Genomic DNA, 23,409 nt, shown 5'->3' on the forward strand with positions numbered 1-23,409 from the left:
TTATAATTAATAAAAAATATTTTTAAGCACCAATGGTATGCCTTAATTCATCTATTTGATTTTCCCATAATTGTTTTGCTTCTTCAACATCATCTTCGTCATCAGCAAAATCTGTAATAACTAGAGAGACGTCTTTAGTTAATGCATCTACTTGAATTTTAATTTCAAAGTAGCTATCATCTCCTTCGCTCTCTAACCATTTAAAACGAATTCTATCATCTGTTTTTTTAGTGATCAATTCTGCAATTTCTTCTTCTCCTTCCCAGGTAAAACTATACTCTTTCCCTCTAGAATTCACTTTATCTGCAAACCATTCTTGTAAATTAGATGGTGATGAGATGTATTGATATAACATGTGTGGAGATGCGTGAATTGATATTTCTAGTTCGAATTTTATTTTATCCATTATTATTTTTCTTAGGCTCACAATATAGTTATTAATTCTTTTTAAAAAAAATTTTAAATAATTATTGCCAGTTAATAAAACTCTACTATCTTTGCAGCCTCAAAACCACGGCGAGGTAGCTCAGTTGGTTAGAGCGCAGGATTCATAACCCTGAGGTCACGGGTTCAAATCCCGTTCTCGCTACAAGCTTAAAGTTAATTAAATCAACGAATTGTGTCTCACAATTCGTTTTTTTTATGTCTACATTTTTCTTACTTTTACAAAGAGTACACGATAAAGTACACGATTGCACTATGAAATTGAACTTTTCTGAATAAAAAAACCCAAAGAAACAACTTCCTTCTTTTAAATAATTTTAAATATTAAACGGTTTAATTGTTTATTATTACAATATCAATAAATGAGAAATTATTACTAGGAACATCAAAAGAGGTACTCTAGTAATATTTTATCCAAGATAAAAATAAATACTCCCGCTCCTTTTAGAGAATATTAACTATATAAACCTAACCTGTTGTACATTTGGTGAAATTCTGTCAATATGAGTCAATTTTACGATTGTAATGCCTAAAATTTGTATCGAGAATACGTATTTTAAATTATTAAATTGTTCTCCATACAATTTTTAGTTCCTCAAAATCACTAGAACTGACATTTTATAGTTAAAAAAAGTATAAATGCGCAACAGGTTAAATCTAATCTTTTTTTATTGTTACTTATAATATTGTTTCTTTTTATAACAATTAATTCAAAAAAAAATGCTATATTTAAACTGCTATAAATTGAATAAGTTTGACATATCCAACAATATTTTTAGAACAAAAAACTCATAGAAAAGAACTTCGACTACTTTTAAAGTTCAATTACAACAATACACTTATTGATGCAACTAGAAAATTAGATGGTGCTCAATGGAGTAAAACGCTACATAGTTGGCACCTTAAATATAGTGAAGAAAACTTAGCTCTTGTTCTAAAAACTTTTAAAGATTTAACAAACGTAAATTCAGATAAGCTCCCTAAAAAGGATTTGTTTAAGAGAAATTTAACTCCTGAAGAAAAAAAACTTCTTAATAATTTTTATCTTTTTTTAAAAGGAAAAAGATATAGTAAAAGTACCATACAAACCTATACTTTTTTTGTTGCTGATTTTATTAATTTTCACACAAATAAATCTCTAGATGAACTTACAAATAGAGATGTAGAGCTTTTTATAGAAAAAGTATTTATAGAGCGAAATTACTCTGTTAGTTCTCAAAGACAATTTATAAGCGCTTTAAAAATTTTTATAATTTTTTATCCTCATACAAAGATTAACGATCTTGTATTAGAAAGACCTAAAAAATCTAGAAAACTCCCTAGTGTATTATCGCAAGAAGAAGTATTAACAATTATACAAATTACTCAAAATTTAAAACACAGAGCTATTTTGGCTTTAATTTATTCTTGTGGATTACGTATAAGTGAGTTAATTAATTTAAAATTAACCGATTTTTATTTAGAAAGAAAACAACTTATTGTAAAAAATGGAAAAGGAAGAAAAGATAGATATGTTAGTTTAGCGGATAGTTTTTTACCTTTATTATCTAATTATTACTATTCATACAAACCCCAATTTTATTTTGTTGAAGGACAAAATGGAGGTAAATATAGTGCAGAAAGTGTACGCCAATTTTTAAGAAAAAGTTGCTTAAAAGCAAATATTAAAAAAATTGTTACTCCCCACACACTTAGGCATAGTTATGCTACTCATTTATTAGAAAATGGAGTAGACATAAGATATATACAATCCCTTTTGGGCCATGCTAAACCAGAAACCACCATGATTTACACTCATGTAAAAAGAAAAGATCTAATGGATATACAAAACCCACTAGATATTGCTTTACAAAAAATAAATAAACATGATAATGAAAACAAAAAACTTTTATTATCCGGAAGAATTTGACCGATAATCAATATATTTGATTGCATATAACACGTTGGCAAACATAAAAATGGAATACAAATTTAGAACGATTTCAATTTTTTATTTTATAACTATACTTTTGACCTTAATTCTTGTTATTGGAATTACGGGAATGAAATTAGTTGGAATAATGGAATCTATCCCAGCATTTTTATTTGTAATTTCAACGTTTATAATATCTTATTTAATTGCTTCTAAATTAACATTCGGAAAAGCACAAATTACATTATCAAATAAAAAAGTGGAATTCTTGTGGGTTGAGAAACCAATTTTGACAATGCAAAAAAATGAATCTGTTAACATAGAAGATATTGAAAGTTGGAAATATAGAACTGAATTTCAATATAGTTATTTTAAGATTTATAATCCTTCAGAAGTTATTACTGTTATGAGACTTCCAAATTGGAATCCTCAAAAAGATGAATTTGAAAATTTCCTATTTACATTTAAAAAAAGAATTGAGAATCTAAACGAAAAAAGAAAACGGAGAACTGAAAACCTGAATGAAAATAAAATTAAAGAAGAAAAAAACGAATTAATAATAGACAAGGAACAAGAACATTATAAATCTAATATTGGGAAAATTTTGTTTTTTATTTATATATTTTCTGGAGTTTTAGGAATTAAATATGTTTACAACAACTGGAATTCTGGAAAATCAAATATAGGAATAATAATATTCGGAATTTTAGGTTGTATTTTTTATATCAGTAAATATAGAAAATTAGGAAATGAAAAATAACGTTTGCCAACACCGTGTATATTTTATTGCTTTCTTTTAGCCAGTTTACGAAAATCCTCGCGGATTTTCTATTCAGTATTTATTTGCTAAATTTACGCTAAACCAACGCAACAAAGCATACACAAACACGTTGTGCGTAAGTTGAAAAAAACTCAAATGAAATAAAGTTGACAACTAATTACCAAAAAATATCTGAAGAAATTAAATTAAAGGATGGATTTTATCATCCCAAATATTCGGCTAAAAGATTAGCGATTTCTGAGGAAGATTTTATTGAAAAAGTCGATAAAGAGCAATTAAAATATGTTGGTCTATTAGATGAACATAAATTAATCAATCAACTACATTCCAAAACAAAAGATACTTTTGATATAATATTAGAAAGCACTTTATTAAATCGTCAGTTTCAAGAAACAAATAATCTTTTATTTTATCATTGGTTTGAAAGAAAGTATAATAAAAATGTTATTAATAATGAAGTATTATATACTCTCAATACTAGCTCTATTATTCCTTGGTATAATAAATTCTCTAAAAAAGACATAAGCGGAAATATTTATGACAAATTAGAAAAGCATTTTGAGTCTTCTCAATTTCCAGGTTTTAGTATATATTATGAATACTACTATAAATTTTTCCCAAACATAGAAAAGTTTACTTTTGAAGAATTTAAGAAAAAGCAATTCTTAAACTATTTGTTAGACTTATTCCCTGAAATAGTTGCAATTGACTATAAAAATAAAAAAAACCTTTGGCGAATTACAGATTCTAAATTAGAATTTTATGGCGATGATGGTCATCATATGACCACAATGGATAGAAACAATACTTATAATGCAGTAACTTATAATAATAATGATTTGCCTTGTTTTTATCCAAGTAAAATAGGTGAAAAAAATTATGAGTATTATAAAATTGATTTACCTGAAACTCACACGCCACTTTTCAAAATTGTAAAATTTAAGATAAGAAGTATCGAAAATGAAATTAGGGAAGAAAGAGAATTACCTAAAATTGGAGAAGGTTGGATATCAGAAACTCTACTATTTTACAAAATAAAAAAGAGTCTAAAAAATTATATTGTAATTCATCACGGAAGTCCTGAATGGCTTGGTTTGCAACATTTTGATATTTTCATTCCCGAATTAAATATAGCAATTGAATATCAAGGTACACAACATCAAAAACCAATTGAATATTTCGGAGGTGAAACAGCATTTAAAAAAGGGCAAGAAAGAGACGAAAGAAAACAAAGATTATGTGAAGAAAATAATTGCACTTTATTTTATGTTTATCCAGATGATGATATTGATAAATTTGTAAATGAACTGAAAGAGAATATTAATAAATTAAAAACAAAAATGTAGAATAAAACCTACGCACAACAATGGCTATAAGTAATTGCTTGTTCTCGCCTACTTCTGAAAATCCTCGCGGATTTTCAGTTCAGTGCGTACTTGCAAAGTTAATCGCTAAACCACACAACTACTCATAGCCGAGACCGTTAGCGGTCATTGTAGAGCGACAGTACTAACAATTGAACAGACAGACAAAGATTAACATAATCTAAAAATAAAGAAGTAAAAAGTATGAGCAAAATAATCTTTGACAGCGGAATATCGCTTGACGGTTTTTTCGCAGGAGACAACAGAAGTCCTAAGAATCCTATGGGTGGAGTTTCAGGACAAATCCATTCGTGGATGTTTAATCAAAAAGCTTTTTGGGAATACCTTGGGTTTGAAGGAGGAACAGAAGACAGTGCTGACGGAAAATACATTAGAGAAACAATTGCAAGAACGGGTGCATTCATTATGGGTAAACGAATGTTTGAAGAAGGCGAAGCCAGTTGGCCAAATAACCTATACAAAGCAGACGTATATGTTTTAACACACGAAATACGAGAGCCTTGGGTTCAAGAAGGCACGACAACTTTTTACTTTATAAACGATGGAATAGAAAGTGCTTTGGACAAGGCAAGACAATCGGCAAAAGGAAAGGACATAAGAATACAAGGTGGTGCAAACACTATCCAACAGTTTTTGAATGCCGGACTTGTGGACGAGTTTTTCATTCACATTGCCCCTGTTTTTTTAGGAAGTGGTATCCGACTCTTTGACGGCATTGACAAAGACAAATATGACATACAAATTGAAGAAGTAATACCATCTGACTTGACAACTCATTTGAGATATAAATTGACAAATAAATAGAAACAACGAACCGCTATCAACGGCTATTCCAACCGAGCTTAATAACACTTTTAATCATTATAAATGGGAGATCGAAATTTTACACCGTTTCCAGTTTTAAAAACCGAACGGCTAACATTGAGACAGCTTGTTAGTAGTGATGATAATAAAATATTCGCTCTACGTTCAGACATCAACGTTAACAAATATCTAGGCAGAAAACCAAGTCAATCAATTGATGATGCAAAGGTTTTCATTCAGACAATTAATGAAAACATCCAAAAGAACAATTCAATTTATTGGGCAATTACATTTAGCGATACTGACAACCTAATTGGAACAATTTGTTTATTTGACTTTTCAGATGACAATTTAAAGGCAGAAATTGGTTATGAGTTATTACCCGACTTTCAGGGAAAAGGAATAATGCAGGAAGCAACTTCAAAAGTAATTGACTTTGGAATTCAACTTTTAGGACTAAATTCAATAGAAGCATATACGCATTCTGAAAACCAAAGTTCAACTAAACTTTTGGAGAAATTTAATTTTAAAATACATAATGTTGACGGCAATAACCTACTGACATTTAAATTAACATCTAATGGCTGAAAGAAAGAACAACGAACCGCTAACACCGTATATAACCAATGGCTAAGATTGGTAATGAATTGAAATTCCTACTTTTTATCGTAAATTTATCAAAACCGAATAAACCAGTTAACGGCTTCGCCGTGGCTGCTGAATCGCACGCCGCGACGCGGCTTCCAGCTTTTGCTCCGCAAAACTGTTTGAGCCACAGCTTGCCAAGGTCCGCCACTGGTCATATACAAACACGTTGTAGGTAATAAAAATAACGAAATGGAATTTGAACCAGAATATATAAGTGGAATTGGTAAAGTTTTGATTTTAACTTTATTAATTTCTATTTTACCAAATTACTTTTTGGAAAATGAAAACCCATATTTACTATTTGGAATATCAATTATTCTATTTCCAATCATTCTAAATCTGAAAAATAAAAAATGGATTAAAAGAGTGAAAATTGACTCAAAAAGAGCTGAATTTAGAATTGAATACCCAATGAATCTTATTGGAAATAAAAAAATGAATCTTTCATTCTCTGAAATTGAAAAAGCAACATATTATGAATATATGAGTAGAACACCAGCTCACTATAAAATTGAATTTAATGGCGGAAAATTACGATTTAATTGTAGTGGAAATGAATCTAAAAAAATTAGTTCTATTCTCAAAACAAATGGAATTGAAACGAACTTTTATCATCAGGAAAAAGAAGTTGGATATAGATAAAATACTACCTACAACACCATATATAATTTATTGCTGGCTTTTTGCTTAATTACGAAAGTCCTCGCGGACTTTCTTTGTCAGTAATTATTTACTAAATTAGTTGCTTGAAACACGCAACAAACCATATATAAACACGTTGCCAACAAGCTAAAAACAGAACTCTAAAGAAAAACAAATGCTACTATATAAACCGAAAGAAGACATTTTTGGGAATACTTTAGAAATTCATTATTGGTTTGGAGACAACTCTCATTCAATGGATGCTTCTGTAGCTAATCGTTGCGATTACGAAATTTTAGGAATAATAAAGGAAATTTCAACTTTATTATCAGTAAACATAGAAATTGAGACAGAACCTTTAGGAGAAGGTGGCTTAAGGAAATGGCTTAAAGTAATCACAAAAGGAGAAAACAAAAATGCGACAATTACAACTGCGGTTGTTGTTGCTTTAGTTACTACTCTATTGACAACACCACTTGCCAAAATTTCTGAAAATATAATTGATAAAATATTTGAAGATACAGAACTTAAGGATTTAGAAAAGGAGAAAATAAAACTAGAAATTCTAAAATTAAAACAAGAAACTTCAAATAAACTAGTTAATAACTCACTTATCAAAAAAAAGAAATCAAATTTTTATGAAACTTTAGAGAAATATCCAAAAGTCAAAAAAGTTTCTTACCAAATTTCTAATGAGGAAAAAACAATAAAAACAAAAGACAAAATAATTGAGAAAACCGATTTTAAAAAATTCATTTTAACATCAAATGATTTAGAACCGATAAATAACGAAAATGCAATAATTGAAATAATATCACCTGTTTTAAAAAAGGGAAAATATAAATGGACAGGATATTACAATGGAGAATCAATCTCTTTCAATATGCAATCAAATGAATTTAAAACTCTAGTTCAAAACGGAGAAATTGAATTTAAAAATGGTTCTTCTATAAACTGTTTTTTAATAATAAGAAAAAAAGTAAATAACGAGGGAATTGAAACAATTGCTGGTTATGACGTTGTGAGAATTAACCATTATTTTGAAAATGACAAACCAATAGAAACAAAAGAAGGAAAAAAACACAGACAAAAGAAAGAAGCAGATGAAAGACAATTTGATTTATTTGCTTCGAATAATGATAATATGAAATAAAAGCCAGTTGGCAACACCGTATATAATTTATTGCTAGTTCTAGACTACTTACGAAAATCCTCGCGGATTTTCTATTCGGTTTTTATTTGTTAACTTAGTTGCTTAACCACGCAACAAACCATATACAAACACGTTGGCATTCATTGGCGGAACGCACTCAAAATGGAGAAATTATGATTAAAAGAAATTTTTCAATGATATTAGTTATCATAGCTATGATATTAAATATCTTGAATTTTGGTTATTCAAATATCAGTATCGAATCATTTGATTTTTGGCTATCTTTTTGTGCTACAATTGTACTCATTGCCGCTATTGTGAAAATAATTATTAAAGAAAAGAAAAAATCGACATCTGACTAAATAAGGAATAATTTAATGTTGGAATTTTAGCTTGTTTGCGGAATCGGAAACTGAATCGAAAACCAAAACTCGAACTGAATGCGGAATTTAGCAAGCTGCGGAATTACTCACTCAATCGGAATTGAAAAATTTTGCGGAACAAATGGCTGACCGAATTCACTCTAACGCTGGAAAATCGGAAAACGGAATTAAGCCGAATAAAAACAACGAAATGCCAACACCGTGTATAATTAATTGCTTGGTTCTAGCCTACTTGCGAATATTCCTGCGGAATATTCACGGGTTCGTAAATGTTTATTAACTTAGTTGCTTAACCACGCAACTAACCATACACAAAACCGTTGGCAACCATTACCAATCTGTACTTTACTGAAATAGGTTGACTAAAAATTCATCATTTATTGATAGTCCCTTATGAAAACACAAAAACAACACTGGCGAAAAAAAAGCTACCAAAAAGTAAATCTAGAAACTAAATTATTCGTCGTTGACCAAATTCAAAATGGTCAGATCTCTACTAATTTCGCTTCTAAAAAGTATGAGGTACCTAGAACTACTATTTCCTATTGGATTAGAAAATATAGTACTTTAGCCCTACAAAATAAAGGTATGAGTAAAATAGACGAAATTAAAAAATTAAAAGAACGCATTGAAGAATTGGAGTTTGTAAAAGACTTTCAGCAAGATATTATTGCGGATATGGAGATTATTACAGGGGTCGATATGGCAAAAAAGTCATTGCCCGAAACATTAGCAAAAGAGATAGAACTAAAAAAGAAAAACATTTTAAAAGAAAATGGCTCTATCAATGTTTTGGGATATCTAAACAAGCCTTCTACAAAAGATGTAAAACAATCAAAAACAAACAAGTAAACGATAAAAAACTACTTAAAATGGTTTTAGAATACCGTAAAAAAGTAGGATCTAAAACAGGGGGTATAAAACTGTATTCTGAACTTAAAAAGGAGATGGAAATTCAAAATATAAACATCGGAAGGGACAAATTTTATCGCTTTTTAAGAGCTCATAGCTTATTAGTTCCAAAAAGGAAAAACTACGTAACAACTACGAATTCTAATCACATTTTTAGAAAATATAAAAACATTGTTAAAAACAACGTCCCTACTCGACCTGAACAACTTTGGGTAAGCGATATTACTTATATTAAAACAGAAAAAGGACACAATTATTTAGCAATCGTAACAGACGCGTATTCTAAACAGGTTATGGGGTATAAGTTAGATAATCATATGAAGACATCACTTTGTATAGAAGCACTGGCTATGGCTATTAAAAACAGAAAATATCCTACTAAAAAACTTATTCATCATTCAGATAGAGGTTTTCAATATTGCAATCCTAAATACACAACCTTTGCTGAAAAAAATGGAATTACAATGAGCATGACAGAACAATACGACCCTTATGAAAACGCTATTGCAGAAAGAATTAATAGAACTTTAAAATACGAATACGGACTTAAAGAATGTATTAAAAATACCGCTATTGCTCAAAAAATTACAAAACAAGCTGTTTATATTTACAATAATTTAAGAACCCATTTTAGCCTTAACTTGAGAAAACCTGCAGAAGTTCATTTGAATCCGAATATCAAATACAAATCATATCGAAGAAATAATGTAAATTTACATGAACTAACTTTTTAAAAATAGTTTAAATCTAAAAATTAAACCAAAAAAAAGGTCAACCTATATCAGTATAATACAATCACACTCAAAAGGAATGAAAAAGGAAATAACAGAACAAGAATCAAAACAAATAGATTTAATACTAGAGTTTTTACTAACTCTTAAAAATGAAAATTTCTTACCTTCTGGCAGAACATCTTTTACCTTTAAAAAATTCGGAATAACAGATATAGAAAGAGTTGAATATATTTGCGAAAAACTAAGTGTATTAAACCTTTTCGAATTAAAACACGAAGGTAAACTTAGATTGTTAATACATTTTTTTAAAGACAAAATAACTGAGTTTTTATCCAATGGAGGAATGACAGATATTTGGCTCGAAAGAGAATCTAAACGAGTAAATATTAAATTATCTAAAGAAACTCTGAAACAATTCCCTATTACAAAAAAGTTAGCTATTGGAAGTGCCATTATATCTGGTTGTTTATTATTGAAAGAATTATATATGTTATGGAGCAAAATAAACTGAATATCAAATAAAATTTAATTTCTTGAATATCATTTTTAAACATTTTGAATTTTAATATACTTTTGGCGGATTGAAAAAAACGGTTGCCAACACCGTGTAAAAAAAATTGCTTAATTATTGCTTTCATTTTGTTCATTGTTTCCTTATTTACTATCTTTAAAAATCGGAAAGTTTAAGCGTTTTTAACGCAACTTTCTTTACACAAACACGTTGCAAGTAATTGGCGGAAACCACTCAGACACTTGAAATTTGCGGTTCAAAACTCTTGAATTTAAAAACGGAAAAAAGCTAGACACTCTCTGTTTTGACCCCTATAAAACAAGAGTAATCTTTTAAATTTCGATTATTAATTAAGCTGTTAAATTTTTCATCATAATTAGATGTTTATCTGTATTCCATTTTTCCATTGGGGTTATACGTCCCAACAATCCGTGAAGTCTTCTATTGTTATAAAATTTCACGTATCGTTTTAATATTTGCTCTATTTCACCAAAATATTGATAGTCGAACCTTTTAAAAACTTCTTTTTTTAATATTCCGTGATACGCTTCTATATGTGCATTTTCCTCAGGTGTTGCAATGTGTGTAAATTCTTGTTGTACTCCGATTAAACCTAAGTATTCACGTACTCTTTTAGCTATAAATTGGCTTCCATTATCACTTCTAATAACTACATTATTGGGGTAATCATAATCTTGAAACAACTCAGATAGTAATGTAATAACGTGATGCTGTTTAATGGTAAAAGAAAAATAGTCTTTTAGTATTCTACGAGTATGAACGTCTATGACCGAGAGTAAATAAGCATTCTTTCCTACACTTGGTATCCAAACCATTTTTATATCCATTTCCAGGCATTCTAAGGGCTTAGAAGTGTGAACTTTTCTGAACTTTACAAACTTGCGTCCTGAACCACTTCTATCTATCCTATTATCTAGTTTGAGTAAGCCTTCTTCTTTCATAATTCTATATAGTTTTTTATGATTTATAGTGTACCCCTCTCTTTTTAAATAGCTGGTCATTAATCGATAACCACAATCTATAAACTCATGCTGTAAAATTTCTTTTATAGCTGCAACTACATCGTTTTGTAATACAAAGCCTTTGGTCTTATGAAAAGTTTCTTTAGTTGGCTTATTTCCTTTTTTACCACCACTAGGTTCTCTGTAGTAACTACTCTCTACAATACCTACCATTTTTAGGATTTTTGTTTTGCTACACTTATATTTTTTATAAATTGCATTGACTAAATCTTTCTTGGATCGGACGTTCCAAACTTTTTTTTTAAAAGTTCTCGTTGTACTTCAAGCTCAATTTCTCTATCACTTAATAATTTTCTTAAAACTCGATTCTCTTCTTCTGCCTCTTTAAGTTCTTTACTCTTGGTATCATAAGTTACCTTCAAACCTGCTTCTCCTTTGTGCTCAAACTTCTTTCGCCAACTGTAAAATGTTCCAGTGCTTACACTGTATTTTCGGCAGGCTTCTACAATACCTATTTCTTCTGAAACTGATAGAATTTCTAACTTCTGTTCTAATGTCCATTTCTTGTATTTCATATCTCAAATATATTAGTTTTGAAATTTAAAATATCACTCCGAACTATTAAGGGGCTAAACTACTCTCTCGTTCGGCAAAATTTGTAAAATTGGAGAGTTTTAGCAATTTAATCAAAATCAATTTACTCAAACCTTGAGAACCCCAAATTGCGAAATTTAGCAAAATGCCGGAATTTTCACTCAAACCCTGAATTTAGCAAGTTTGAGGAATTTAGCAAAACACGAAAAATCTAGAGCGTGAAATTCAGTCAAACCTTGAATGACAAACTTGGCGGAATTACCACTCAAACGTTGAATTTTGAAAAATGAAAAAGTGCTACAAACTGAAAAAAAACCAACTACTTGCAACACCGTTTATAAAAAATTGCTAAATTGTGCCTCATCAAAACTAGTCGCGTTTTTGTAAACCCCTATTTTCCTTCGGAAAATAGCCGTTCACATTTAAACGCAACTTTCCCATAAACAACAACGTTGGGGTTAATTACAATATGAGAACAATAATTATTACTTTAGGAATATTCATCATTTTTCTTTCAAAGTTGAATGCCCAACAAAATGAGTCATTTGATACTGATACTTACGACAGCTATAACACAAAATTTGGAGTCCCTTTAAAAATAATAAAAGATTATACTTTTTATAATAGAAGTGGTATTGAATATCAAAAATCAATAATTTTTTATTCTAAAAATCTAGATACAATTTCCGAGAAGAGATATAAAAATTCAGAATTTAATGCTGAGTTAGTTTTTATTTTTAATAAGAACAGAAATTTGATTTATAGGACATTCAATAGCAAAATTCCCACAATTGGTTGGAAACATAAATCAACAGAGTACAAATATGATGAAAATGGAAGGATTGAATCAAGAACAATAGATAGAAATGGAAACCTAATAGAATTGGAAATTATTAAGAACGATTCCTTAAAAAACAGGACATCATCAAAAATTTACAATTCTAACAACCAACTTGTAGGATATGAAGAAACTCAATACTTTTATTTAGAAAATAAAAAGATTTGGAAAGTTTATAATGGTTCTGGAAAAAAAATAAGTGAAGGAATTTCAACAATAATTGCAGATAAAAACGAAAGTGATATAAATAAATATAACGATTTTGGAGATTGTATACTTTATCCAATAAATTGGAATAAAAATGACAATACATACAATCAAATTGAGTATAAATATGACAAGTTAGGAAACTGGACTGAAAAAAAGATATATACGGTAAACAAAATTGATGGAAAATTTAAGAATAAAAAAATCAAGAGCATAGCCAAAAGAAAAATAAAATATAGAAAATAAACTAACCCCAACACCTCATATAATTTATGCTTACATTCGAACTAACATTAACGACAAACATTCAACAAACGATTTGCCACGGCAGAAAAATCTCCGATTTTCCAGTCGCACAAATCATATAAAATCACGTTCTACGCAATTTGAAAAACAAACCAAGATGGTAAAAACACATTTCGATAATATAAGACATCAAATTATCAAAGCTCTAGACAAAGCAACTGATAGAATACTTGTTGCAGTATATTGGTTTACAAATGAAGAGTTATTTGAAAAATTGCTTGAGCAAATTGAAAAGGGTAAAAAGGTCGAATTAATTATACACAATGACTTTATAAATAATAGAAATACTGGATTAGATTTTCAGCAATTTGTTGATAAAGGCGGAGAATTTTACTTCTCAGATATCAATAACCCAATGCATAATAAATTCTGTGTTATTGACAATCAAATATTGATAAATGGTTCATACAATTGGACTTATTACGCAGAAAGTAAAAACAGAGAGAATATAATAATAATCGAAAATGAAAAAGACACGATTGAGTCTTTTATTAGTGAATTTGAGAGATTAAAATCCTTAACCGAAAAAGTTACAGAAATTAGACAATTAACTCGTTTCGAAGTTGATGAAAATAATGTTTTAAGTGCACGAGATTATTTAGCAAATGATATTGTTTTTCAAGCTAAAGAGACAAACAGACCAGAGATTATTGAGACTGCATTTGAAATTGCACCAAATAATATCGAAGTACAAAAGACTGCTTTTGCATTAAACTTAACAAAAAAATATAGACTAAAGCATTCTATAGGTTCAAGTCTATTAAATGACGGTTATAAAATTATAGTAGAAAAGGGAGAAATGATACCTGTATCATCTTCTACCGTGGTTGTTACTGCTGCTGATAACCAAATTAGTTCTCTAGCTACAATTCATTACGGAGAAAATCCAAGAGCTAGTAAAAATCCGAAATTCGCAGAAATTCGACTTAACGGACTTCCACAAAAACCAGCAGGCGAAGCTAAAATGAAATACCATTTTACAATTGACCTAAAAGGAAATTTGAAAATGGAAAAATATTCCCTTGACAACGGAAAAAGACAAATTTTGATTAAGAGAATAACTGGAATTTTAGAAGAGGTAAAAGATGAAAAAACTGCGTAGAACACCGCATATACTTTATTGCTCGGTTTTCGCCTATTTACGAAAATCCTCAGGGATTTTCTATTCGGTATTTATTTACTAAATTAGGTGCTTAAACACGCAACAAAGCATATTCAATCACGTTAGCTAACATTTATGAGAAACATTCAGATTTTAATATTAATTGTGTTAATTGGAATAAGTTCTTGTTCAAATAACAAAAAAACGAAAATCAAAAAAAAACATTACAGTGAAAAAATAAATAATGAAAAATATAAAAGGATTTGGATTGAATATAAATATCCAAATAATATTAGGGAAACTGTAGAAGCTTATTTAACTAAAGAAAAAGACACAATTTTCAACCAATATAAAACTTATAAGAATGGAAAATTAGATTCAACAAAAAGTCGCTTTTATGAATTAAATCTTAAAAAAATTGAAAATACAGACATTTATGAAGGAAAATTAAGATATTATTCTGAAAACGAGTCAAATCAAAAAAATATTAATGAAATGAAAACTTTGAGTCTTTCTATTTTTCAAAAATCAAAAGACAGCTTTTATTTCCAGACATTTGAATCCAAAGCGAGTAATGAAATAAAATTTAAACTAATTAACTTTGAAGACAACCAAGTAGTAGGAATAATGACTGAATCTAGAGTAATTGAAAATGATAAAGCGGGAAAAGATATGGTTGACGTAATTACGACACAAATACCAGTAGATAATAAAAGAAATACACATAATATGGCAATTGAAGTTTACAAAATTAAATAAAAACGTTAGCTAACACCGTATAGTAAAAATTGCTAAATTAGTGCTTTACAAAACTAGTCGCATTTTTGTAAACGTCCATTTTCCTGCGGAAAATAGCCGTTCACTTTAAACGCAACTTTCAATATACAACAACGTTGCCAAAAATTGTCCAGAACCACTCAAACCGTTGGAAAAAAAACAATAAAACTCTTGAAGTTTAAAATGTTAGACACTCTCTCGCGAGTCAAAAATTTAGTTTTTAATAAAAATTAAAAAGGGTGAAAATATAGAGATTCTTAAAACAAAGTTTGTGGAATTTTTACTCAAACTTAAAATTTAAAAGGCGGAGAAATCTCGCTTTTTAAGAATAAAAGAAACCACTCAAATGTTGAATTTCCAATTATTGCGGAATGAAAATCTTTGCGGAACTTTCACTCAAACGCAAAATTTAAAAATTAGGAAAGATCTTGTAAGTCAAAACATGAAAAAAACACTCTAATGTTGAATTACCAATATTGCGGAATTGAAAATGTTGGCGGAATTGTCACTCGAACGCTAAATCTTGAAAATAATAACCAAAATCGGAAAACAAAAAACAACTTTAGGCAACAACGTGTAAAAAAAATTGCTTAATTTTAGCTTAATAAAAATTAGTGGCTTTTTTATAAACTTCTATTTTCCTTCGGAAAATAGCCGTTCACTTTAATCGCAACTTTTCATAACACAAACACGTTGCCAAAAATTGTCCAGAACCACTCAAACCGTTGGAAAAAAAACAAAAAAACTCTTGAAGTTTAAAATGTTAGACACTCTCTCGCGAGTCAAAAATTTAGTTTTTATAAAAATTAAAAAAGTTGAAAATATATAGATTCTTAAAACAAAGTTTGTGGAATTTTTACTCAAACTCAAAATTTTAAAAGGCGGAGAAATCTCGTTTTTCAAGAATAAAAGAAACCACTCAAATGTTGAATTTCCAATTATTGCGGAGTGAAAATCTTTGCGGAATTATCACTCAAACGCAAAATTTGAAAATTAGGAAAGATCTCGTAAGTCAAAACATGGAAAAAACACTCAAATGTTGAATTACCAATATTACGGAATTGAAAATGTTGGCGGAATTGTCACTCGAACGCTAAATCTTGAAAATAATAACCAAAATCGGAAAACAAAAAACAACTTTAGGCAACAACGTGTAAAAAAAATTGCTTAATTTTAGCTTAATAAAAATTAGTCGCATTTCTATAAACTCCTATTTTCCTTCGGAAAATAGCCGTTCATTTTAATCGCAACTTTTCATAACACAACAACGTTAGGCACAAGCTAAAAAAAACCGAACTGTAGACAATAGTCCGTTGCACAATAGTAAACATTTATCCAATTTTGCTAAATATGAATATTAAAGCTAAATTGGGTATAAAGATTAAGTCAATAAGACTTGAAAAAAAAATCTCACAAGAAAAACTTGCTCATCTTTCTGATTTAGATAGAACTTACATACAAAGTATTGAGAAAGGAGAACGAAATATCTCTATTGTAACTATTGAAAAAATCTCTAAAGGTTTAAATATTCAAATCTCCGAATTACTTAAAGACCTTTAGCTATGGATATAAGAAACATTGAAAGATTTCAAATGCAGAATTTAGAACGAATTATAAAATCAACTAAATTCAAAACAGATTTAAAAGAAATTGAAAGTTATATTCAAAACAACTATCAAAAATTACACTATCATTGGGGAATAAAAAATAAATTAAAATTAGCAGCTGAAAGGTTAGTTAGATTTCATATATGGAAAGGTTACGCATTGGTAGATTTATATAATACACCTTTAAGTTCTGATGTAGCTTTTATATACAATGACTGCATAATGAATATTGATTGTAAAACAATAGATTTAAGTGGTAATAGTGGAGATAAAAAGTACATTCAATGTGAACAAAATCAAGCTAACTTTGAAAATGTTAATTTATACTTAAGTCCAATTCCAAATACAGGCTTAACATATGAAGGAGTTTCATTCTACCCTACATTAGAGAAATTTCATCAAAACAAACCAGTTTTATCTTATTTTATTTTTATTAACTATTTTGACAATGGTAATTCATTTAAAATAAAAGAATTAGAAATATGCTGTCTACCACATAATGAATCAGTTAAAAAAGATTTCAACTCTAATATCATTCAGAATTTTAAAACTTATAAATATCTTAAAGAAAATCAAGCAATAAAATTTAGTAACTATTATCAACCTGTTAAAAACCCAAAACCTCATTGGGTTGAATTTAGGATTGGAAGTAAAAAATATTATTATGATAATAAGATGACACATCCTTTCGATAATAATAAACTACTTGTATGGAGTTTAGTCGCAGGAAAATGGCACGTTCTAATCGGAGGTCATACAATAAGAGTGAAAAAAGATTTAATCGAAAATAGAATTGATGACAATAATAATAAATGGAAAGGTTGGATAAAAGTTGCTTTATAAAGCAACTTTTATCTTATTTTTCTTATTAATTTTTTCATAATTTTTTAATTCTCTTTTAATCTCTTCAGCAACTTTTTGAGCTAATAAAACAGGAACTGCATTTCCTATTTGTTTATACATATTTCCTAAACTACCAACAAATTCAAAATCCATAGGAAATGTTTGAATTAAAGCACATTCACGAACTGACATTCTTCGCTCTTTATTTGGGTGTATTTCTGGTCCAGTTGCAGTAATTGTATCACTTGGAGTTTCCCAATTATTAATTCTTAACGATTGTTCAAATGTTATTGGCTTTAATTCTAACTCTGTAACTTGTTTATCATATTTATCATCAAAACCTAAAATCTTTTTTAATTCCCACCAATCACTTGGGTTTGGAATACTTCCAGAGTTATTATCTTTTCTAAACCAATGACCTGCTGTATGCGCATATCCAAAATGTTCGTCAACTCTTTTTGTACTCCAACCACTTTTTGTTCTCCAATATTTTAAATAATCACAAATATCGTGCTGATTTACTTTATGCTTTCTTCCCCAAAATTGGTCGTGAACATTTGTTCTTGCTTTATGATTAATAATTTTATGACCATTTAGCTTAAAACTTTTATCTCTAATTCTAACATCTGAAAGAAAACCTACAGTTTCTTGAGTGGAAACAAAAGGTAAAAGACCTTCATCTTCTCCGTGAGTTTTTTTAGGGAATGGATTTTTTAGACCAAGTCTATTCCCAATAATAAAAACACGTTCTCTATGTTGTGGAACACCATATTCAGATGCTTTTAAAAGCTCATAATCAACATCATAACCAATTTCTTGAAAATCTTTAATTATCATTTCAATTACTTTTCCTTTTTGCATAGAAAGCAATCCTTTAACATTTTCAGCAACAAAATATTTTGGTTGTTTATCCTTTATAATTCGCAACATTTCCTTGTAAAGAAAATTACGTTCGTCTTTCATTGACCTTTTTATATTCGCAATTGAGAAACCTTGACAAGGAAATCCTCCTAAAAGAACGTCAAAATCATTTGGAATTTCAGAACTCGGAATTTTAGTTATATCTCCTAAAACAATATGGTTACCTATATTATTTTTATATGTTTCTACTGCTTCTTTGAAAAAATCATTTGCCCAAACTACATCAAATCCTGAATTAATAAATCCTAAATCTAATCCTCCACAACCTGAAAAAAGTCCTGCTACTGTATGTTTTTTGTTTTTATCCATAATTTGAACGACAAATATATCAAATTTAAGATTGAAAAAGCCAGTGCCTAACACCGTATATAAAAAATTGCTTCATTTGTCATAATATTTTAGTAAGATAATATTTATTTTGGTATTTTTAAACTTGGAAAGTTATCGCATTTTTACACGCAACTTTTCATATATAAATACGTTGGGCAACATTACCAATCACACTCAAAAGAAATGAAAAATGAATGATAAAGATTTAATTTTGAAAACAATGATTTCTAATCCAGATCCTTATTCATATTTCACACCAACTTCATTAATAGAAGAAATTTTTCCTAAATATAATTTTGACAAAGTAAAACACCTTTTAGATTCAATTAAAAAAGAAAAACCCGAATTAATAAAAAAACACGATTTTATTTACGAAGTTGGTTTAGCATATCAACCAACTGGTTTGATTTCTGAATTTTTAAATCAAGGAGGTTTTACAAAAATTGAAAAAGAATTATCTGAATTTAATAAGTTCAATCTTGAAAAAGAAAAAATTGAATTACGAAAAACTAAAGTTGACCTTGAATTAGCTGAAAAAATGCTAAAAGAATATCCTAAAACTAAATTGATTTCAAGAATAAGTATTATCATTGGAATTGTCTTAATGTTGAAAGAATTATATATACTAACAACGAAATAACTGTAACTATAAAATTGAATTGAATTCTATGTTTATCTGATTTGAAAAATTTCATAATCTTTAAATTAAAAATTAATAATCTGAACTAAAAAACGATTGCCCAACAACTTGTATAATTTATTGCTTACAAATCGCTTACTTGCGAAAATCCTCTCGGATTTTCTTGGTTCGTGTTTTATTTAGTAACTTTATTGCTTAAAGTCGCAACTAGTTTAGCCCCTTAATAGTTCGGAGTGATATTTTAAATTTCAAAACTAATATATTTGAGATATGAAATACAAGAAATGGACATTAGAACAGAAGTTAGAAATTCTATCAGTTTCAGAAGAAATAGGTATTGTAGAAGCCTGCCGAAAATACAGTGTAAGCACTGGAACATTTTACAGTTGGCGAAAGAAGTTTGAGCACAAAGGAGAAGCAGGTTTGAAGGTAACTTATGATACCAAGAGTAAAGAACTTAAAGAGGCAGAAGAAGAGAATCGAGTTTTAAGAAAATTATTAAGTGATAGAGAAATTGAGCTTGAAGTACAACGAGAACTTTTAAAAAAAAAGTTTGGAACGTCCGATCCAAGAAAGATTTAGTCAATGCAATTTATAAAAAATATAAGTGTAGCAAAACAAAAATCCTAAAAATGGTAGGTATTGTAGAGAGTAGTTACTACAGAGAACCTAGTGGTGGTAAAAAAGGAAATAAGCCAACTAAAGAAACTTTTCATAAGACCAAAGGCTTTGTATTACAAAACGATGTAGTTGCAGCTATAAAAGAAATTTTACAGCATGAGTTTATAGATTGTGGTTATCGATTAATGACCAGCTATTTAAAAAGAGAGGGGTACACTATAAATCATAAAAAACTATATAGAATTATGAAAGAAGAAGGCTTACTCAAACTAGATAATAGGATAGATAGAAGTGGTTCAGGACGCAAGTTTGTAAAGTTCAGAAAAGTTCACACTTCTAAGCCCTTAGAATGCCTGGAAATGGATATAAAAATGGTTTGGATACCAAGTGTAGGAAAGAATGCTTATTTACTCTCGGTCATAGACGTTCATACTCGTAGAATACTAAAAGACTATTTTTCTTTTACCATTAAACAGCATCACGTTATTACATTACTATCTGAGTTGTTTCAAGATTATGATTACCCCAATAATGTAGTTATTAGAAGTGATAATGGAAGCCAATTTATAGCTAAAAGAGTACGTGAATACTTAGGTTTAATCGGAGTACAACAAGAATTTACACACATTGCAACACCTGAGGAAAATGCACATATAGAAGCGTATCACGGAATATTAAAAAAAGAAGTTTTTAAAAGGTTCGACTATCAATATTTTGGTGAAATAGAGCAAATATTAAAACGATACGTGAAATTTTATAACAATAGAAGACTTCACGGATTGTTGGGACGTATAACCCCAATGGAAAAATGGAATACAGATAAACATCTAATTATGATGAAAAATTTAACAGCTTAATTAATAATCGAAATTTAAAAGATTACTCTTGTTTTATAGGGGTCAAAACAGCAACAAACCATACAAAAACACGTTAGGCACAATGGCCGAAATACTCGCTCCGAAATGAAAAGCAATCAATAAATTAATTTTTACATTAAATATTATATGAAGAAAACTGTTTTTATATCATCTACATACCGAGATTTACAACCACACAGAAACCAAATATGGAAAGTACTTCAGAATTTTGATATTAATATTACAGGAATGGAAGCTTTTGGAGCAAGACAAAGTACTCCTTTAGAAACCTGTATTAAAGAACTTCAAGCTAGCGATATTTATATTGGTATAATTTCTTTGTGCTATGGAAGTGTTGATGACATAACAGGTAAATCATACACACAAATTGAATATGAAAAAGCAAAAGAGTTTGGTCTTGAAGTTTTAATATACCTTATTGATGAACGCAATGGCGAGATAAAAACAGGAAATATAGATTACGGTGAGAAACAACTTAGACTTGAAAGTTTTAAAAAAGTTCTTAAAAAGAATCATACTATCGATTTTTTTAATAATGAAATCGAATTAGGTCAGAAAATATTTAATCGACTAGCAAAAATCATTCCTCAACAAGGATTGACTATTGAACGGCCTAAAGAACTATATTCAAAAGTGTTTAGAATAAATCTAGGTAACGAAAAATGGATTGTATTTATTAGCTTTTTAAATGGTAAAGCATTTGAAATTTTCTCCGGTTTGGCGGACGATGAAGATGGAATTTTAATACCTAGATTTGTTATAGACGGAAAACTAATATTAGAAGAAGAAGATGGTATTCAGCAATTTAGTTTTCAGTATGTTAATAAAAGAGGTTACAAAACAACCATTGTAGGCATTAACTACTTATTTGATTATCAAATAAATACTTACGACAAGCTTATTTCTAAGCTACTACAATCTAATGTTGATTTAGATATAGTAATTAGTGTAATTAATGAAATGGCAATGGAACATCCTGAGAAAATGGAATGGAATAAGAAAATTGTACAGATCTTAGAAAAACCACATGTGCCTAACACCGTGTAGTAAAAATTGCTATATTTAGCATAACTAAAACTTGTTGCTTTTTTGCAAACTTCTGAATTTCCGTTGGAAATTCCTCGTTCACAAAATCGCAACTTTCAATACACAACAACGTTGGCAATAATTAAATGAAACATTCACGTAAAATACTTTCTTTAATTCTAATTATTTCATCTTTAGTAAGTTTGAGCTGTACTTCCCAGTCAAAAATTGAATTATTGGATTATAATTCCAGTGAGTGCAAAGAAGGAATCTATTATCCAAATTTACATAAATTGCAAAATCGAATTTTAGGAATAAATAAAACAAACGCCTTTCATCTTTATAACATATTTATAGTTGCAAATTGTAGTAGCACAGAAAAAGGTGAAATAGAATTAAAAAACGACACATTAAATTTAGCCTTTCACGGAACAAGAGAACATAGAGTTTTTAGAGAGAAAAAGAATGATTCAATTGAAATTGTAACCGAAGAATGGATTGAAGAAATTGCCGATTGTGATTGTGCTTTCAATCTATCTTATAAGATAAAAGGATTAACAAATAAAGACTACATAGTAACTGTTAATGGTAAAAAAATAACCAAAACTGACCATAAATTCAAGATAAGAAAAAATGAGCCTTCATTTAAAATTGCTAAAAATGATACTATAAACTATGTAGACATATATGGCTTAAAACAAGGGCTACATATTCATAACAGAAAAGATGGAAAACAATATTCGAGAATTGAATATGTTGACGATGAAAAAGTTAGTGGAATAACAAATACTTATTACAGTTTTGAAGGGTTTGACAAAGTGGAAACCTTTATGAAAAACAGAAAATATACCTTTCGAAAATATTATAAAAACGGAAAGTTAATTAAGACTTGTGATACTGACGGTTCTTTTGACGAAGGAACTAATTGTAAATATGAAAAATAACTATTGCCAACAACGTGTATAATTAATTGCTTTGGTCGTTGCTTATTTGGAAAATTCCTTCGGAATTTTCTCTGGCTCGTGAATGTTTGCTAAATTAGTTGCTGAAACACGCAACTAACCATACACAAACACGTTGCAAAAAACTGGGCGAAAAGTTAATTCGCTAGTAAAAGTTCTTTAAAAACAACTTTTTCTTTTAAAGTTTGAAAACTGAAAATTGAGAAAAAAAAGAAAAATAAATTGTGGAACACTCTCTCGCTAATCAAAATTCTGAAAGAATTTTGATCGTTTTTGAAATATTGAAAAAATAGGAATTTATTACGTTTGAAAAAGTACCAAAATGTGGAATTTACTCAAAAAATGAAAAAACAAAAATTGGAAAATTTGAGCAAATTTAGGAATTGAAAATTTTTGTGAATTTATTTCACAAACTCTGAATTTTTTAAAACTAAAAAAAAAAGGAAAATCAAATTGGAAAACAAA

The 23,409-nt window shown here is 28.9% G+C and carries 25 protein-coding genes and 1 tRNA gene; 22 read left to right on the top strand and 4 right to left on the bottom strand.

Translation table 11 applies throughout. The features are described from left to right. Positions 1 to 22: 22 nt before the first annotated feature. The gene (locus tag WHD07_RS05125) at positions 23 to 406 is read right to left on the bottom strand and encodes an START-like domain-containing protein (RefSeq protein ID WP_105049249.1); all 384 of its coding nucleotides are present in this window, start codon (positions 404 to 406) and stop codon (positions 23 to 25) included. A gap of 109 nt (positions 407 to 515) precedes the next feature. Between WHD07_RS05125 and WHD07_RS05130 the strand changes: the two genes are divergently transcribed. From WHD07_RS05130 to WHD07_RS05185, 12 genes are all read left to right on the top strand, one after another. Then, a tRNA-Met gene (locus WHD07_RS05130) sits at positions 516 to 589 on the top strand. 609 nt (positions 590 to 1,198) lie between these two features. Continuing rightward, complete coding sequence (locus WHD07_RS05135) at positions 1,199 to 2,353, top strand: site-specific integrase (protein WP_343330327.1); 1,155 nt, start codon at positions 1,199 to 1,201, stop codon at positions 2,351 to 2,353. 49 nt (positions 2,354 to 2,402) lie between these two features. Beyond that, the gene (locus tag WHD07_RS05140) at positions 2,403 to 3,116 is read left to right on the top strand and encodes a hypothetical protein (RefSeq protein ID WP_343330328.1); all 714 of its coding nucleotides are present in this window, start codon (positions 2,403 to 2,405) and stop codon (positions 3,114 to 3,116) included. A 167-nt stretch (positions 3,117 to 3,283) separates the two neighbouring features. Beyond that, positions 3,284 to 4,483, top strand: coding sequence for a hypothetical protein (locus WHD07_RS05145; RefSeq protein ID WP_343330329.1), 1,200 nt, complete (start codon positions 3,284 to 3,286; stop codon positions 4,481 to 4,483). Positions 4,484 to 4,705: 222 nt separating this feature from the next. After that, on the top strand, positions 4,706 to 5,326 hold the full coding sequence (locus WHD07_RS05150) for a dihydrofolate reductase family protein (RefSeq protein WP_138949304.1): 621 nt from the start codon (positions 4,706 to 4,708) through the stop codon (positions 5,324 to 5,326). A gap of 63 nt (positions 5,327 to 5,389) precedes the next feature. Beyond that, on the top strand, positions 5,390 to 5,914 hold the full coding sequence (locus WHD07_RS05155; RefSeq protein WP_343330330.1) for a GNAT family N-acetyltransferase: 525 nt from the start codon (positions 5,390 to 5,392) through the stop codon (positions 5,912 to 5,914). Between the two features lie 249 nt (positions 5,915 to 6,163). Continuing rightward, on the top strand, positions 6,164 to 6,616 hold the full coding sequence (locus tag WHD07_RS05160; RefSeq protein WP_343330331.1) for a hypothetical protein: 453 nt from the start codon (positions 6,164 to 6,166) through the stop codon (positions 6,614 to 6,616). A 175-nt stretch (positions 6,617 to 6,791) separates the two neighbouring features. Further along, entirely contained in the window at positions 6,792 to 7,769 is a 978-nt protein-coding gene (locus WHD07_RS05165; RefSeq protein ID WP_343330332.1) for a hypothetical protein, read from the top strand. Positions 7,770 to 7,942: 173 nt separating this feature from the next. Next, positions 7,943 to 8,131, top strand: coding sequence for a hypothetical protein (locus tag WHD07_RS05170; protein WP_343330333.1), 189 nt, complete (start codon positions 7,943 to 7,945; stop codon positions 8,129 to 8,131). A 414-nt stretch (positions 8,132 to 8,545) separates the two neighbouring features. Beyond that, positions 8,546 to 9,004, top strand: a complete 459-nt coding sequence (locus WHD07_RS05175) for a helix-turn-helix domain-containing protein (RefSeq protein WP_343330334.1) — start codon at positions 8,546 to 8,548, stop codon at positions 9,002 to 9,004. Next, the gene (locus tag WHD07_RS05180; protein WP_343330981.1) at positions 8,950 to 9,798 is read left to right on the top strand and encodes an IS3 family transposase; all 849 of its coding nucleotides are present in this window, start codon (positions 8,950 to 8,952) and stop codon (positions 9,796 to 9,798) included. Before WHD07_RS05175 ends, WHD07_RS05180 begins: the two co-directional genes overlap by 55 nt. Positions 9,799 to 9,874: 76 nt before the next feature. Continuing rightward, a complete protein-coding gene (locus WHD07_RS05185) occupies positions 9,875 to 10,309 on the top strand; it encodes a hypothetical protein (protein WP_343330335.1) in 435 nt (144 codons plus the stop codon). A gap of 350 nt (positions 10,310 to 10,659) precedes the next feature. On the opposite strand, the gene WHD07_RS05190 is transcribed toward WHD07_RS05185, so the two are convergent. Together WHD07_RS05190 and WHD07_RS05195 are read right to left on the bottom strand one after the other, a co-directional pair. Then, positions 10,660 to 11,547, bottom strand: a complete 888-nt coding sequence (locus WHD07_RS05190; RefSeq protein ID WP_343330977.1) for an IS3 family transposase — start codon at positions 11,545 to 11,547, stop codon at positions 10,660 to 10,662. A gap of 8 nt (positions 11,548 to 11,555) precedes the next feature. After that, positions 11,556 to 11,867, bottom strand: a complete 312-nt coding sequence (locus WHD07_RS05195) for a transposase (RefSeq protein WP_343328339.1) — start codon at positions 11,865 to 11,867, stop codon at positions 11,556 to 11,558. Between the two features lie 488 nt (positions 11,868 to 12,355). On the opposite strand from WHD07_RS05195, the gene WHD07_RS05200 reads away from it, so the two are divergent. From WHD07_RS05200 to WHD07_RS05220, 5 genes are all read left to right on the top strand, one after another. After that, positions 12,356 to 13,177 carry a hypothetical protein gene (locus WHD07_RS05200; protein ID WP_343330336.1) on the top strand — a complete coding sequence of 274 codons (822 nt, stop codon included), beginning with the start codon at positions 12,356 to 12,358 and terminating at the stop codon, positions 13,175 to 13,177. Positions 13,178 to 13,250: 73 nt separating this feature from the next. Continuing rightward, positions 13,251 to 14,339 (top strand): phospholipase D-like domain-containing protein, encoded by a 1,089-nt coding sequence (locus WHD07_RS05205; protein WP_343330337.1) that lies wholly within the window; start codon positions 13,251 to 13,253, stop codon positions 14,337 to 14,339. A gap of 135 nt (positions 14,340 to 14,474) precedes the next feature. Further along, positions 14,475 to 15,098 (top strand): hypothetical protein, encoded by a 624-nt coding sequence (locus tag WHD07_RS05210; RefSeq protein ID WP_343330338.1) that lies wholly within the window; start codon positions 14,475 to 14,477, stop codon positions 15,096 to 15,098. Between the two features lie 1,368 nt (positions 15,099 to 16,466). Then, positions 16,467 to 16,676 (top strand): helix-turn-helix transcriptional regulator, encoded by a 210-nt coding sequence (locus tag WHD07_RS05215; RefSeq protein WP_343330339.1) that lies wholly within the window; start codon positions 16,467 to 16,469, stop codon positions 16,674 to 16,676. Between the two features lie 2 nt (positions 16,677 to 16,678). Then, on the top strand, positions 16,679 to 17,566 hold the full coding sequence (locus WHD07_RS05220) for a hypothetical protein (RefSeq protein ID WP_343330340.1): 888 nt from the start codon (positions 16,679 to 16,681) through the stop codon (positions 17,564 to 17,566). On the opposite strand, the gene WHD07_RS05225 is transcribed toward WHD07_RS05220, so the two are convergent. After that, positions 17,561 to 18,796: a DNA cytosine methyltransferase gene (locus WHD07_RS05225; protein WP_343330341.1), complete on the bottom strand. Its 1,236-nt coding sequence runs from the start codon at positions 18,794 to 18,796 to the stop codon at positions 17,561 to 17,563. The genes WHD07_RS05220 and WHD07_RS05225 overlap by 6 nt on opposite strands. Positions 18,797 to 19,007: 211 nt before the next feature. On the opposite strand from WHD07_RS05225, the gene WHD07_RS05230 reads away from it, so the two are divergent. The 5 genes from WHD07_RS05230 (at position 19,008) to WHD07_RS05250 (ending at position 22,926) form a co-directional block, all read left to right on the top strand. Then, positions 19,008 to 19,457: a hypothetical protein gene (locus tag WHD07_RS05230; protein WP_343330342.1), complete on the top strand. Its 450-nt coding sequence runs from the start codon at positions 19,008 to 19,010 to the stop codon at positions 19,455 to 19,457. Positions 19,458 to 19,727: 270 nt separating this feature from the next. Continuing rightward, positions 19,728 to 20,039, top strand: a complete 312-nt coding sequence (locus WHD07_RS05235; protein WP_343328339.1) for a transposase — start codon at positions 19,728 to 19,730, stop codon at positions 20,037 to 20,039. Between the two features lie 8 nt (positions 20,040 to 20,047). Then, complete coding sequence (locus tag WHD07_RS05240) at positions 20,048 to 20,935, top strand: IS3 family transposase (protein WP_343330977.1); 888 nt, start codon at positions 20,048 to 20,050, stop codon at positions 20,933 to 20,935. Between the two features lie 147 nt (positions 20,936 to 21,082). After that, positions 21,083 to 22,003, top strand: a complete 921-nt coding sequence (locus WHD07_RS05245) for a DUF4062 domain-containing protein (RefSeq protein ID WP_343330343.1) — start codon at positions 21,083 to 21,085, stop codon at positions 22,001 to 22,003. 125 nt (positions 22,004 to 22,128) lie between these two features. Beyond that, the gene (locus tag WHD07_RS05250) at positions 22,129 to 22,926 is read left to right on the top strand and encodes a hypothetical protein (protein WP_343330344.1); all 798 of its coding nucleotides are present in this window, start codon (positions 22,129 to 22,131) and stop codon (positions 22,924 to 22,926) included. Positions 22,927 to 23,409: the final 483 nt, after the last annotated feature.

The sequence above is a fragment of the Polaribacter staleyi genome (genome assembly GCF_038024045.1).
GTDB classification, from domain to species: Bacteria; Bacteroidota; Bacteroidia; order Flavobacteriales; family Flavobacteriaceae; genus Polaribacter; species Polaribacter butkevichii.

Coding starts and splice junctions, on each gene's coding strand:
- WHD07_RS05125 (WP_105049249.1), bottom strand. CDS start 406: ATGGATAAAATAAAATTCGAACTAGAAATATCAATTCACGCATCTCCA.
- WHD07_RS05140 (WP_343330328.1), top strand. CDS start 2,403: ATGGAATACAAATTTAGAACGATTTCAATTTTTTATTTTATAACTATA.
- WHD07_RS05150 (WP_138949304.1), top strand. CDS start 4,706: ATGAGCAAAATAATCTTTGACAGCGGAATATCGCTTGACGGTTTTTTC.
- WHD07_RS05155 (WP_343330330.1), top strand. CDS start 5,390: ATGGGAGATCGAAATTTTACACCGTTTCCAGTTTTAAAAACCGAACGG.
- WHD07_RS05160 (WP_343330331.1), top strand. CDS start 6,164: ATGGAATTTGAACCAGAATATATAAGTGGAATTGGTAAAGTTTTGATT.
- WHD07_RS05165 (WP_343330332.1), top strand. CDS start 6,792: ATGCTACTATATAAACCGAAAGAAGACATTTTTGGGAATACTTTAGAA.
- WHD07_RS05170 (WP_343330333.1), top strand. CDS start 7,943: ATGATTAAAAGAAATTTTTCAATGATATTAGTTATCATAGCTATGATA.
- WHD07_RS05175 (WP_343330334.1), top strand. CDS start 8,546: ATGAAAACACAAAAACAACACTGGCGAAAAAAAAGCTACCAAAAAGTA.
- WHD07_RS05185 (WP_343330335.1), top strand. CDS start 9,875: ATGAAAAAGGAAATAACAGAACAAGAATCAAAACAAATAGATTTAATA.
- WHD07_RS05195 (WP_343328339.1), bottom strand. CDS start 11,867: ATGAAATACAAGAAATGGACATTAGAACAGAAGTTAGAAATTCTATCA.
- WHD07_RS05200 (WP_343330336.1), top strand. CDS start 12,356: ATGAGAACAATAATTATTACTTTAGGAATATTCATCATTTTTCTTTCA.
- WHD07_RS05210 (WP_343330338.1), top strand. CDS start 14,475: ATGAGAAACATTCAGATTTTAATATTAATTGTGTTAATTGGAATAAGT.
- WHD07_RS05215 (WP_343330339.1), top strand. CDS start 16,467: ATGAATATTAAAGCTAAATTGGGTATAAAGATTAAGTCAATAAGACTT.
- WHD07_RS05220 (WP_343330340.1), top strand. CDS start 16,679: ATGGATATAAGAAACATTGAAAGATTTCAAATGCAGAATTTAGAACGA.
- WHD07_RS05225 (WP_343330341.1), bottom strand. CDS start 18,796: ATGGATAAAAACAAAAAACATACAGTAGCAGGACTTTTTTCAGGTTGT.
- WHD07_RS05230 (WP_343330342.1), top strand. CDS start 19,008: ATGAATGATAAAGATTTAATTTTGAAAACAATGATTTCTAATCCAGAT.
- WHD07_RS05235 (WP_343328339.1), top strand. CDS start 19,728: ATGAAATACAAGAAATGGACATTAGAACAGAAGTTAGAAATTCTATCA.
- WHD07_RS05245 (WP_343330343.1), top strand. CDS start 21,083: ATGAAGAAAACTGTTTTTATATCATCTACATACCGAGATTTACAACCA.
- WHD07_RS05250 (WP_343330344.1), top strand. CDS start 22,129: ATGAAACATTCACGTAAAATACTTTCTTTAATTCTAATTATTTCATCT.